Genomic DNA, 12,877 nt, shown 5'->3' with positions numbered 1-12,877 from the left:
GCCCACCCCACCCCACCGCGACCGCCTCACCAAGGTCGGGTTCCCCTGGTGCGCGGGGTCTCGCCGTGAACGCGGTAGGAGGACAGAGAGGGCTCCGTCGGCCGGAGCCCTCTCTGTGGGCTCGCGCCCGTCGCGCGGCCGATCCGGGAGAGAGCAAGGGTGGCTTACCGGATCGAGCGGCACACCGTCCCCGGGTGTGCGCTGCCGTGGCGCCGCGTGGGTGCGGGCGGGTCCGGTCCGGCCGGACCGTCACGGGTCTGATCGGGTGCCCGCCGGGCGTTGTCCTTCAGGGCCTCCGCTCGCGCTTCGGCTCGTGTCCGGGCGCCCCACGGCCGGACGTGGACCTTCGGGACCGGGGGTGCGACGGCGCGTTCCGCGTCCTCCCACCTTCGGTCCCACCCCGGTCTTCAGGGGGCACGGTCCGCCGGCACCCGAACGAGGGAACACCCCCGATGGTGCGACACACGGGTCTAGCCGAGCAGGTTGTCGAAGTCCCCGTCCTTCGCCCCCAGGATCAGGCAGTCGATCTCCTCCTGGGTGTAGACGAGGGCGGGGCCTGTGGGGAAACGCGAGTTGCGAACAGCGATGGATCCGTCATTGAGGCGTGCCATTTCGACGCAGGCGCCCTGGGAGTTGCTGCGCTTGGCCTTCTGCCAGGAGGCCTCGGTCAGCTCGGTCGCTCGGATGCCGTTGTGTGCGGTCATGGTTCCTGTCGCTCCTTGCATCTTTTACTGAGGGGATTGTGCGTGCTAATGCACTAACAAATGCACGTGCATCGGCACTGCCACTCTCACGAGCATAGCGTGACCATCGCCACTTGTCCGGGGGTTCGGCAGGATGTAAGCGCCATGTAATCCCGGCTCCGTCCAGGAACGATCATGCGCCATTATCCTCCCTGCTCAGCGCGAGGGCGAGTGATGTTGGGGACTTTGGTCGCAAACGGGGTTCGCATGGTGCGCCGTGAACGCGCGAGGGCCCCGTCGAACTGTCGACGGGGCCCGTGTTCCCACTGATGGGCGCTCGCCGTGGGCGAGCGGGAGAAGCGGTGATCGCTATTCGCAATTGAGCGCGGTGGACAGCGCCTCCAGGTTGCCGCGCATGATCGACGGGTAGTCGTCACCGGGGGATTGCTCGGTCACACCCTCGAGCGGGTCGAGCACCTCCACCTGTGCGCCGGTCTCGGCGGCGATCGTGTCCGCGGTCGCGGCCGGCATGAGCGGCTCGGTGAAGATCGTCGTGATGTCGCGCTCGTTGACGGTGTCGGCGATGGCGGCGATCTGGGCGGGGGAGGGTTCGGTGTCCGGGTCGACCCCGCTGACACCGATCTGCTCGAGGTCGTAGCGGTCGGTCAGGTAGGTGAAGGCGGTGTGGCCGACGACCACCTCGCGATGCTCGCAGGAGCCCAGGCCGTCCTCGTACTCGGTGCCGAGCGCGGCCAGCTCGCCGCCGACCCGTTCGGCCTCGGCCCGGTAGGTGTCGGCGCGGTCCGGGTCGATTTCGCCCATGCGCTCGGCGAGGGCCTCGGCGGTCTCGGACATGAGCTCCACGTCCAGCCAGAAGTGGGGGTCGAAATCACCGTGGTCGTGGTCGTGGCCGTCCTCCTCGTCCTCCTCGTGGCCGTGGTCGTCCTCGTGGTCATGGTCATGGTCGTGACCGTGGTCGTCCTCGTCCTCGCCGCCGTCGTCCACCGGGCGCAGGGAGACGACGTCGGCCACGTCGAGGGAGCTGTCCGCGGCCTCCTGGGCCACGGCCTCGTCCACGGCCGGCTGGAGGCCTTCCACGTAGAACGCGAGGTCGGCCTCGGAGACCTCGGCGATCTGGCGTCCGGTGAGTTCCAGGTCGTGCGGCTCGGCGCCGGGTTCGGTCAGCTGGACCACGGCGGTGGTCTCGCCGCCGATCTCCTGCGCCAGCCATTCGAGGGGGTAGACACCGGTCACGATGGTGAGTTCTGCTTCGGCGGGGGAGACCCCACCGTCGTCGTCGGCGGTCCCGCCGTCGCTCCCGCAGCCGGTGATGATCATGGCGGTGGCGGCGCCGAGGGCGGCGGCTCGCACGGAGGTCCTGGTTCTCATGTGACCATCATCGGGAAAATGAAAACGGTTGTCAATTTGTCTTCTTTGTCCACGATGCTCCGCGCCCTGGTCAAGGCGTCCCCGGCGTTCCGTCCGCCCTCCGCCGCGCTCCCGCGACGCCCCGCCGGCATACCCGTGGACGGCCGCTCCGGCGGGGCGGGGCCCCGGTACCGGTTCCGGTCTCAGCGGCTCTCGGCGAAGCGCTCCACGTCGTCGGCGCGACCGGCGACCAGGATCACGTCGCCCTTGTGCAGCACGGTCTCCTCGGTGGCGTAGGTGAAGGAGGACCCGACCCGTTTGACCGCCACCACCGTGATCCCGAACTTCTGCCGCACCCGTGTCTCCCGCAGCGTCCGCCCTGACAGGGACGGCGGCGCCAGGGTCTTGCCCAGGGCGAACCCCTGTTCCACCTCCTTGTAGTCCAACATCCGCCCCGAGAGCAGGTGCGCCACCCTCTCGCCCATGTCGTGTTCGGGCAGCACCACGTGGTCGGCGCCCACCTGTTCCAGGATCCGGCCGTGCCGCCGGCTGGTGGCCTTGGCCCAGATGCTGTCCACGCCCAGGTCGACCAGCAGGGAGGTGGCCAGGATGCTCTCCTCCAGGTGGCTGCCGATCGCCACCACCGCTCGCTCGAACTGGTGCGCGCCCACCTGGCGCAGGGCCTCCTCGTCGGTGGCGTCGGCGATGACGGTGTGGGTGAGCGCGTCCGCGTAGGTCTGGATCAGGCGCGGGTTGGAGTCCATGCCGAGCACCTCCCAGCCCTGCCTGACCAGTTCCAGCGCGAGCGAACTGCCGAACCGGCCCAGGCCGATCACCAGGACGCGTTTGTCGTTGTTGCGGTCGAACTGTGCCACGATCTCTCTCCTCGGGGGTGCGGGTCCCCGTTCGGGCGCCCCGCGGCCCCTCGTCGTTCTCAGCCGATGATGGGCCGGGACTCGGCCAGGGTGTAGAGGCGCCGCCGGTCACGGAAGGCCAACGCGGTCACGAACGTGATCGGCCCCAGTCGACCGGCCACCATGAGCAGCGCCAGCAGGTACTGGTTCCACGGCGCCAGTTCCGGGGTGATGCCCACGGACAAGCCCACCACTCCGAACGCCGACACCACCTCGAACAGCACCTGGAGGAGCGTGAACTCGGTGGCCCACAGCATGAGCACGGTCGTGGTGGCCACCGCGGTGGCGGACAGGAACACCAGGCTCAGGGCCTGCCGGATCACCTCGCCGGGCAGCCGGCGTTCGAAGACGTGCACGTGGTCACGGGCCCGGACCTCGGCCACGACCACCAGGAAGATCACGGCGAGCGTGGCGACCTTGATACCGCCGGCGGTGCCGGCGCTGCCGTTGCCGACGAACATGAGCATGATCGTCACCAGCAGCGTGGAGTCCTGCATCTCCGCGATGGGCACGGAGTTGAACCCGCCGCTGCGCGGCATCACCCCGTGGAAGACCCCGTCGGTGATCCGCGCCCACCAGTCCAGGCGGCCCAGGGTGTGCGGGTTGTTCCACTCCATCGCGGTCACCAACAGGATCCCGGCGGCGAACAGGATGGCGGTGGTGGAGACCGTGAGCTTGGTGTGCAGTGACCAGCGGTGCGGCCCGCGCAGTTGCCGGCGCAGTTCCAGGAGTACCGGGAGGCCGATGCCGCCCAGGATGGTCGCCATGGCCACCGGGAACAGGATCAGCGCGTCGCCAGAGAAGCGGGTGAAGCTGTCGTCGTACAGGGACAGGCCCGCGTTGTTGAACGCCATGATCGAGTGGAAGAACCCCGAGTACACCGCCTCGGCGAGGGTGAAGTCGTAGGCCAACCACATCCGGGGGGTGATGAGCACGAAGGTGATCCCCTGCAGGACCAGGAAGAGGGTCAGGACCCTGCTGACCAGCTCGCGGACGTCCCCGACCCACAGAGTGCGCACCTCGGCCTGGACCGTGAGCTGCATGCGCAGGCCGAAGCGGTGGATCACGGCCGCGCCCAGCAGGGACGCCAACGTCATGATGCCGATGCCGCCGCCCTGCACGAGTGCCAGCACCACCCCCTGACCGAAGCCGCTGAGGTCGTCGCCGATGGAGATGACGCTGAGCCCGCACACCGCCAGGGAGGAGGTCGCGACGAAGAAGGCCTCGTTGAAGTCCAACCCCTGACCGTCGACCGTGGCCAGGGGAGTGGTGAGCAGGAAGGCGCCGATGAGGTCGACGGTCACGAACATCACCAGGAAGACACGGGCCGGCTTGCGCCACGCCTTGGCCTCACGTGTGGTGCGCGGTTCCCCGCCGACACGAGGGGAGCGACGTCGAGGGGTGCGCAGTCCCCGGAGCCGACGCAGAGGCCGGAACCGTGGGCGGGGGTTCGATCCGCTCACCGGGGTGGGGGCCGATGGTCGCGTGTGGTCACCACGGAGCCTCCTCGTTCGGGAACCCGAACGATTCTGCCAAATCGCCCGCCGCCGGGCACGGAGATCCGCCGCGTGTGGTGTCGGTCGGTGGGCCACGGCGGCGGGGCGGTCGGGCCCATGGCGCGGGCGTCAGGCGTGGCGCGCGCCCTCGTGGTCCGCGTGGCCCGGCGGTTCCAGCTGCAACGTCGAGTGCTCCACGTCGAAGTGCCCGGCCATGCACTCATGGAGTTCGTCGAGCATCCGGCCGGAATCGCGCAGGTCCGCCTCGGCCACCACCACGTGCGCGGACATCACCGGCACTCCGGAGGTGATGGTCCACACGTGCAGGTCGTGCACGTCGATCACGGCGGGGTGCTCCATCAGGTGGGAGCGCAGCTCGGTCAGGTTCATGCCCTTGGGTGCCGCCTCCAGCAGGATGTGCACGGCCTCCTTGAGCAGGGACCAGGCGCGGGGCACGATGATCGCGGCGATACCCAGGGAGACCAGCGTGTCGGCCTGTTGCCAGCCGGTGAAGAGCACGATGAGGCCGCCGGCGATCACACCCACGGAGGCGAGCGCGTCGCTCATCACCTCCAGGTAGGCGCCCTTGACGTTGAGGCTCTCCTTGGCGCCCGACTTGAGGATGATCAGTGCCACGACGTTCATCACCAGGCCGAAGCCGGCGACCAGGATCATGCCGAGCCCGGACACCTCGGCGGGTTCACGGAACCGGTCGACGGCCTCCATCACGATGAACCCGCACAGGAGGAACAGCACGATCGCGTTGACGGCGGCGGCGAGGATCTCGGCGCGTTGGAGGCCGAACGTCCGCGTGGCGGTCGCGGGTCGGCCGGCGATCCACACGGCGGTGAGGGCCAGGGCGATTCCGAGGGAGTCGGTGACCGTGTGCCCGGCGTCGGCGAGCAGCGCGAGGCTGCCGCTCATCGCCGCACCGGTGACCTGCACCACCGCCACCGTGAGCATCATGCCCAGGACCACGGCGAGCCTGCGTTTGTTGGCGGCCCCGGCCGTGATCGGGCCGTGGTCGTGTCCCGCGCCCATCGTTCCCCCGTCCTCGTCGAGTCATCGGTCGATCAGTACACCCATGACTGTTTATACAGCCTGCGCTGTCTATACAGCAAACGATGTACAATGATTTTCATGTTGACCTCCGAGCAGCGCCTCTCCGCGATCCAGCGCCTCGGGCGCGCCCTGTCCGACCCCACCCGGTGCCGCCTGTTGCTGGCCCTCCTCGAGGGGCCGGACTACCCAGCCGGCCTCGCCGACCGGCTCGGGCTCACCCGTCAGAACGTCTCCAACCACCTGGCCTGTCTGCGCGACTGTGGTCTCGTGCGCACGCAAGCGCGGGGGCGGCAGGTCAGCTACGCACTGGTCGACGCCTCCCTCGTCCACGCTCTGGACGACCTCCTCCGCGTCGTGTGGGGCACCGCCCAGCCGCACGAGCCGCTCACCCCTGCAGAGGAACAGTCCCCGGCCGTCTGAGCCACCGCGCCGCGCCGCGTGATCGCGCGCCCACCCCTTCGTGGTCCTTACCCCGCGCGTGCCCAGGGGTGCGCGCCACGCGCACTCATTCCGGGTGTCCGGAACGGGCCACTGTGATGTCCGCTACAGGGTCGGAGGTGGGTCGGCGGGTGCGAACAGCCACTCTGTGGAGGGGAGGCTCCGCCTGTCGGAATGTGTCCCTAACTTTGGTCGGGGGCGACCCTGACGGAAGGCTGACATCTCCCTGAGAGTCCCCTGAAGTCAGTGGAGACGGATCAACTTCAGATATAACGCGACGTATGGTGAAGGAGCGCCCGGCGGATGCGGGGCCCGACGCCAGGGCCCGACACGCACGAACGCACGTCCGTTCGTCGTCAGGACGACGTACCGATCGCACGCCTCGAACCCGCGTGCGGCGCGGACGATCACCTGCATCCCCCACCACAGAACTCGCGGATCGGCCCGTGACCCCGCGGCCGCTGTTCGACGACGCACCGCGGCCCGGACCGGCCGTCCCACACCCGGCGAGCTAGGAGTGAGCACCTCACATGTCCAGACCGACCATCACGGCACTCGGCGAGCGGTCCCCGGTCGGACCCGCCGCCCACCACGCGGAAGGGATGAACGCGTGAACCGCCTCTCGGTCATATCGCTCGGCAACCGGGCGCTGGTCCTTCTCATCACCCTGGCCGTGCTGCTGTTCGGCACCCTCGCCGCGCTGTCGGCCAAGCGTGAACTCTTCCCCGAGATGTCCCTGCCGATGGTGATGGTCTCCGGCCAGTACCAGGGCGCTACGCCGCAGGTCGTCGAAGGGCAGGTCACCGAACCCCTCGAACAGGCCCTGCAGGGCGTGGAGGGGGTCGACACGATCACCTCCACCTCCAGCACCGGCTCGGCGCAGATCATGGCGGAGTTCGACTACGGTCGCGACCAGGACGCCCTGGTCCGCGAGACCCAGGTCGCCGTCGACCAGATCTCGTCCTCGCTGCCCGACGACGTCACCACCTCCGTCTCGGCCATGAGCATGGACATGATGCCGGTGATGCTGCTGGCCGCCGGTTCGGAGAACGGCGACGAGCAGGCGATGGCGTCCACCATCGAGAACGTGCTCATCCCCGACCTCGAATCGGTCCCCGGCGTCCGTTCGGCCGACCTCACCGGTCTTCCGGAGGAGCGGGTCGAGATCACGCCGGACGAGGACGAACTCGCCGACGCGGGCGTGAGCGTCCAGGAGCTGTCCGACGCTCTGGAGTCCAGCGGCCTGCTCATGGCCGGCGGCAGCATCGACGAGGACGGTCGCAGCCTCAGCGTCACCACCGGCGACCAGCACACCAGCCTCGAAGCGATCGAGGACCTGTGGGTGCAGCCCTCGGCGGACGCCGCCGACCAGTCGGACGCGATGCCCGGCGCCCCGCCGGCCCCGGCCCCGGCCCCGTCCGCGGTCCAGGTCTCCGACATCGCCGACGTCTCCATGGTGACCGAGGACGCCTCCTCGATCGCCCGCCTCGACGGCAATCCCAGTGTCTCCCTGATGATCCTGGCGACCCCCGACGGCAACACCGTCGAGATCTCCGACGGCGTCCAGGACGTGTTGGACGAGCAGGCCGACCTGCTCGGCGACGACGTCGAACTCGCCGTCGTCTTCGACCAGGCGCCCTTCATCAACGACTCGATCACCGACATGTTCGAGGCCGGCGGGTACGGTCTGGCCGCCTCGGTCATCGTGATCCTGGTCTTCATGGTGTCCATCCGTTCCACCCTGGTGGTGGCGGTGTCCATCCCGGTGTCGGTCCTGGCGGCCTTCATCGGTATGCAGGCCTTCGGTTTCACCCTGAACATGCTCACCCTGGCCGCGATCACCATCGCGATCGGCCGGGTGGTGGACGACTCCATCGTCGTCCTGGAGAACATCCGTAGGCACATGGACTACGGCAAGGAACGGATGACCGCCGTCAAGGACGGTGTCCGTGAGGTCGCCACGGCCGTGGCCTCCTCGTCCTTCGCCACCATCGCCGTGTTCCTGCCCCTGGCGTTCGTCGGCGGCATGGTCGGCGAGATCTTCATGCCGTTCGCGGTCACGAGCAGCCTGGCGCTGGCCGGTTCGCTCTTGGTGGCCCTGACCATCACACCCGTGCTGTGCTACTGGTTCCTGCGGCCCGCCGAGGTCGGCGACACCCCGCGCGAGGAGGTCCGGCGCAGGGCCCACGAGCGCGAGATGCGCACCCCGTTGCAGCGCGCCTACCTGCCGATCATCCGCTGGATCACCACCAAGCGTCGGGTCGCCACCGCGGTCACGTTGGCCGCCACGGTCGCGATCTTCGCCGGCACCATCGCCCTCGCCGCCAATTCCGAGACCGACTGGCTCGGTGAGGCCGAGGAGAACACCTACACCGCCATCCAGGAGCTCGAACCGGGTACGTCCCTGGAGGCCGCCGACGACGAGGCCGTCAAGGTCGAGGCCGAGCTGGCCGGTATGGCCTGGATCGAGAGTTACCAGGTCAACATCGGCGGCAACCCGATGATGGGCGGCGGTTCGGCCGACCAGATCGACTACACGATCACCGCCGACCCCGACACCGACCAGCTGCGCAACCGCGACGTGCTCCGGGAGACCTTCGCCGGGCTCGACACCGAGTACGAGCCGCGGCTCGACTCCATGGGCGGCATGGGCGGCTCCGGTATCGAGGTGCAGGTCACCGCCGACGACCAGGCGGCCCTGACCGAGGCCGCGGAGATGGTCGAGGACGAGCTGCGCGCCATCGACGGCGCCGATGACGTCACCAGTGGCGTCTCCGCGTCCCAGCCCTCCCTCGAGGTCCACGTGGACGGGGAGGAGGCCGCGGACCGGGGACTGAGCGAGGCCGTGGTCGGCCAGACCGTCACCGCCGCCTTCAACGGCCAGGAGGTCGGCACCGCCACCATCGACGACATCCGTCGTGACGTGATCGTACTGGTCCAGGACGCTCCGCAGACCGTGGCCGAACTCGAGGAACTGCCGATCGTCACGCCCGCCGGGGAGATCGAACTCGCCGACGTCGCCGAGGTCGTCGAGGTCCAGCAGCCGCCCGAGCTCACCCGCATCGACGGGATCACCAGCACCACGGTGTCGGCCAGTCCGAGCGCCTCCGACCTGGGTGCGGTCAGTACCGAGATCGCCCAGGCGCTGGAGGGTCTCGACCTTCCCTCCGGCGCCACCGCCACTCTGGGGGGCGTCAGCCAGGAGCAGACCGAGGGCTTCGCCCAGCTGGGTCTGGCGCTGCTCGCCGCGATCGTCATCTGCTACCTGATCATGGTCGCGACGTTCAAGAGCCTGATGCAGCCGCTCATGCTGCTCATCTCGGTGCCGTTCGCCGCCACCGGTTCGCTGGGCCTGCTGTGGCTGACCGGTACCCCGGTCGGCGCCGCCGCCCTGATCGGCATGTTGATGCTCATCGGCATCGTCATCACCAACGCGATCGTGCTGATGGACCTGATCAACCAGAACCGTGCCAAGGGCATGGACCTGGGGGAGGCCATCGTGGAGGGCTCCCGGCACCGTCTGCGGCCCATCCTCATGACCGCGGTGGGCACCATCGCCGCGCTCATCCCGATGGCCACGGGTCTGGCCGGTGGCGGTGCGTTCGTGTCGGCGCCGGTGGCCCTCGTGGTGATCGGTGGTCTGGTCACCTCGACGCTGCTCACGCTCATCCTCGTGCCGGTCCTCTACCAGTGGGTGGAGGTGCGCCGACTCAAGCGTGAGGCCCGGACCGAGCGCCGACGCGAGCGTCGTCGGGCCAAGGCCCGTGCCAAGGCCGACGCCAAGGCGGGGTCGGACGTCGCGAGCGGTGACGACGCCACCGAGAGCGGGCCCGGTGAGGTCCCCGAGAAGGAGGACGTGGAGGAGACCTCCGGCCAGGGGCGCTAGGCGGCGTTCTGCGGGGTCTCGGCCGCGCCGTGGGCCGTGTTCGAGCGCTCCACGGCGCGGCGGGAACCCTCGAAATCCGCGGTGGGAGGGCGGGGAACGGACCCTCCCACCGCGGGGACCTCCTCGGGTTCGAGGGACACGGTCCGTCGAGGCGCGAACGGAGGAACGCCCCGCGTCGCGACGAACGGGCTCCAGGACGGCCGAGGGGACCATCACCAGGGGGCGTCCCGCGCATCAGGCGCGGGGCGCCCCCGTGCTCTGTGCGGACCCACGGGCGACGAACGACCGGGAGCGGTGGGGCATCTCGCGTCCTCCGGAGGTCGGGGGCCGGGTGGAAGGGCGGGTGTCGTGGTGCGACACGCCGAGTGACGGGGCGCGAGATACGTCAGAAATCCCGGCGAATCGGGAGATCCTGTGCGCTTCCTCTCTGTCACCGGGATGTCGATTTGTGCTATCCGCGCACTCCAGGCAGGCTGCCCCACATGGATGATGCGAAGAAGAGCCTCGAGGACCTGCTGCGCGACGAGCTCGGCGACGAGCCCTCCCAGGAGGCCAAGGACTACGCCCGACAGCTGTACGAGCGCTACCGACTGCCCGCCACCGACCCCGCGGTCGACACGAACGCCCCTGCGGACGCTGCTCCCGCCGCGCCCTCGACCCCGTCGGAGCCCGCCTCCGGCCGGGAGGAGTGAGCGGCCCCGAAGGTCGTTCCCGGCACGGCGACGCACGGAGCAACGACCGGATCTCCCCGTTCTAAGGCCGGTCGTCGCCGTCCCACACGAGTTCGAACCACACCTGGCGGCCTCGGCCGTCACGTCGTGGTTCGGTTCCCCACTTACTGGCCAGTGCCTCCACCATGTCCAGGCCCCGACCGTGTTCGGCGGTGTCATAGGGGTCCCGATGCTGGGGCCGAGGGGCCTCCGTCGTGCTGCCCAGGTCGCGGACCTCCACGCGGGCCCAACCGGGGCCCAGTTGGACGCACACCTCGAACTTGCCCGTGTCGCATCCCGAGGCGCTGTGGGTGATGGCGTTCGTGGCGAGCTCGCTGGTCAACAGCGTCGCCGTGGTCAGTTCCGGTGACTCGGCCAGTTGTCTGGCCACGAATCTGCGCGCGTAGGCGATCTGGCCGGGCTGCCCGGGAAAACGTCTGCGGGCCGATCTGGGGTCCCCACCCTCCTGGCGGGTGGTGACCTGTGGTGTGTGGTTGGACTCTGCCATGGGTCTCGCCGAGCGTTGGGAACGGTGGAGAGGGGCCGACGTCGTCGGTCGGTGGGCCGAAGTCGTGGAACGAGGGGTCGCGGTCTCACCCATGTGGGTTCACTCCCCGCAGATGTGCGTGTGCGAGCAGGGCCGAGGAGAGGCCCGGCCCTCGAAGCGTCCATGCCCGATGCGGGTCACGGCGCGTGGTGGTCACACGGGGCGAGGCCCCCCGGGTCGCCGTGGGAGGCGTCTCGGCGGCACCGAGGGTGCGGCACGCGGGCGCCGACATGCTCCGGGAGAGAAGCCGCGAGGCTTCACGCCGGACGATGGTGGGGCCTGCGGGCAGACCGTGCGAGATGGTCATGTCCGGTGTGGGGTGTGCCCTACGACACTGAAGGGCCTCATCGCGCTCAGCATACGCTCCGTGCCTCCCTGGAAACCCAGCCGACCTGGTTCGGACAGGGTAACCCTGCCTGAACTGGATAAAGGGGTGGTGAAGTGGGCCGGAGCCCGGTTCGGAGGCCGGATCACAACCAGGATCGGGGTTCCGGCGGGCTCTCACGCCAAGATAACAATGTGATGACGTTGGGCCGAATTTTACCCATTCGTCCATACTTGCGCGTGGCCCTCATCACAGGCCAAGGTATGGGTCATGGCCGTGCCAAATCCCGAGCCCCTTCCTCCGGGCCTCGGCATCGACATCGACCGGGCCGTTCGGCTCGCCGACGAGGGACACCTCCTCGTCGGCGGATCGCCGCCGCGCGCCCTGCGACTGCCCCCCGAAGGCGTCAGCGCGGTCATCCGATGGCTCGGTGGGGCGCGACCGCGACACCACCATGAGCGGGTCCTGGCCAGGACACTGGTCGATACCGGTCTGGCCCACCCCCGGCCCGAACCCGTGACCCCGGGCTCTGAGGCGCAGGTCGTCCTGACCACGACCGGTGGCGACATCGACGTGCGCGCACTCGCGCGGACACTATCGGCCCTCCGGGCCGAACACCCCGACGTGCGCGTGCTCGTGGTCGGGGCGACCGGCCTCGCTGCGGGTACGGCGCGCCGATACGACGCACACGTGGTGGACGGGCCCGCCCACGGTGCGGCCGCTCGCGCCGCCGGCCTGCGCGCCGTGGAGACCGAGTTCGTCGCCTTCCTGCACATCGGCACCGAACCCATGCCCGGCTGGCTCTCCGTCGCCCTCGGCCACTTCGCCGACACCGACGTCGCCGCGGTCGTGCCCCGCACCCTGGCCGCGCGCGAGCGCCGCGGGAACGTGGGCATGACGGTCGCCGCGCTCCGGGCGGCCCACTGCGATCATGGTCCGGACCCCGCCCCGATGTCCTCGCGGGGGCACGTCCCACACGGCCCCGGCCGGTCTGCCTCCCACGTCGCAACCCACCCCGTGGCGGCCCTGGAGCCGGTCCGCGCCCTGGTGGTGCGCCGTGACGTGGCCGGGTTGGACCCCTCCCTCGGGGCGAGCGCCGAGGTGGATCTGGTCTGGCGACTGGCGGATGCGGGTCGTTCGATCCGGTACGAACCGCGTTCACGAGTCCGTGTTCCCCTGTCCGGTGCGCCGGGCGCCTATCTCAGGGCGCGCTGGGCGACCGGTGTCGCCGCGGCGCGTCTGGCCCGACGCCATGGTCGGCGTGCGACCGGTCCCCGGATCGCCGTACCCGCCCTGATCGGCGCGGCACTGGCGGCGGCCGGTCGACCTGTGGCCGGGGTGGCCGCGGGGGTGACCGGGGTGGTGGACACGGCCCGGACCCTCCACGCGGGGGCCGGAGTGGCTCCCGTCGCCACGGTGCTCCCGGCCGTCACCGACCTCGTGGACAC

Annotated in this window: 10 protein-coding genes; 4 read left to right on the top strand and 6 right to left on the bottom strand. The window is 69.8% G+C overall.

The window, feature by feature from the left end; genetic code table 11:
• Positions 1–470 precede the first annotated feature (470 nt).
• The 5 genes from DSY14_RS23355 to DSY14_RS23335 all read right to left on the bottom strand — a co-directional run bounded on the left by DSY14_RS23355 (position 471) and on the right by DSY14_RS23335 (position 5,502).
• Complete coding sequence (locus DSY14_RS23355; protein WP_211718769.1) at positions 471–704, bottom strand: DUF397 domain-containing protein; 234 nt, start codon at positions 702–704, stop codon at positions 471–473.
• 348 nt (positions 705–1,052) lie between these two features.
• Positions 1,053–2,072, bottom strand: a complete 1,020-nt coding sequence (locus tag DSY14_RS23350) for a metal ABC transporter substrate-binding protein (RefSeq protein ID WP_211718768.1) — start codon at positions 2,070–2,072, stop codon at positions 1,053–1,055.
• A 182-nt stretch (positions 2,073–2,254) separates the two neighbouring features.
• Positions 2,255–2,926 (bottom strand): TrkA family potassium uptake protein, encoded by a 672-nt coding sequence (locus DSY14_RS23345; protein ID WP_211718767.1) that lies wholly within the window; start codon positions 2,924–2,926, stop codon positions 2,255–2,257.
• 59 nt (positions 2,927–2,985) lie between these two features.
• Positions 2,986–4,275 carry a TrkH family potassium uptake protein gene (locus DSY14_RS23340; protein WP_211718770.1) on the bottom strand — a complete coding sequence of 430 codons (1,290 nt, stop codon included), beginning with the start codon at positions 4,273–4,275 and terminating at the stop codon, positions 2,986–2,988.
• A 315-nt stretch (positions 4,276–4,590) separates the two neighbouring features.
• Positions 4,591–5,502 carry a cation diffusion facilitator family transporter gene (locus DSY14_RS23335; RefSeq protein ID WP_211718766.1) on the bottom strand — a complete coding sequence of 304 codons (912 nt, stop codon included), beginning with the start codon at positions 5,500–5,502 and terminating at the stop codon, positions 4,591–4,593.
• 99 nt (positions 5,503–5,601) lie between these two features.
• Here DSY14_RS23335 and DSY14_RS23330 point away from each other — a divergent pair, with 99 nt between their 5' ends.
• The 3 genes from DSY14_RS23330 to DSY14_RS23320 all read left to right on the top strand — a co-directional run bounded on the left by DSY14_RS23330 (position 5,602) and on the right by DSY14_RS23320 (position 10,539).
• Positions 5,602–5,943: a helix-turn-helix transcriptional regulator gene (locus DSY14_RS23330; protein WP_211718765.1), complete on the top strand. Its 342-nt coding sequence runs from the start codon at positions 5,602–5,604 to the stop codon at positions 5,941–5,943.
• 628 nt (positions 5,944–6,571) lie between these two features.
• Positions 6,572–9,847, top strand: coding sequence for an efflux RND transporter permease subunit (locus tag DSY14_RS23325; RefSeq protein WP_211718764.1), 3,276 nt, complete (start codon positions 6,572–6,574; stop codon positions 9,845–9,847).
• A 482-nt stretch (positions 9,848–10,329) separates the two neighbouring features.
• Positions 10,330–10,539 (top strand): hypothetical protein, encoded by a 210-nt coding sequence (locus DSY14_RS23320; protein ID WP_211718763.1) that lies wholly within the window; start codon positions 10,330–10,332, stop codon positions 10,537–10,539.
• Between the two features lie 61 nt (positions 10,540–10,600).
• Here the strand turns inward: DSY14_RS23320 and DSY14_RS23315 are convergent, their stop codons facing one another.
• Positions 10,601–11,065 carry an ATP-binding protein gene (locus DSY14_RS23315; RefSeq protein WP_374224046.1) on the bottom strand — a complete coding sequence of 155 codons (465 nt, stop codon included), beginning with the start codon at positions 11,063–11,065 and terminating at the stop codon, positions 10,601–10,603.
• A gap of 634 nt (positions 11,066–11,699) precedes the next feature.
• Here DSY14_RS23315 and DSY14_RS23310 point away from each other — a divergent pair.
• On the top strand, positions 11,700–12,877 hold a 1,178-nt coding region (locus tag DSY14_RS23310), incomplete at its 3' end, for a family 2 glycosyl transferase (RefSeq protein ID WP_211718761.1).

The organism is Nocardiopsis sp. MG754419 (genome assembly GCF_018207095.1).
Taxonomy (GTDB): Bacteria; Actinomycetota; Actinomycetes; order Streptosporangiales; family Streptosporangiaceae; genus Nocardiopsis.
Note: the sequence above shows the minus strand (reverse complement) of the source record. Positions and strands in the feature narration are given on the sequence as shown.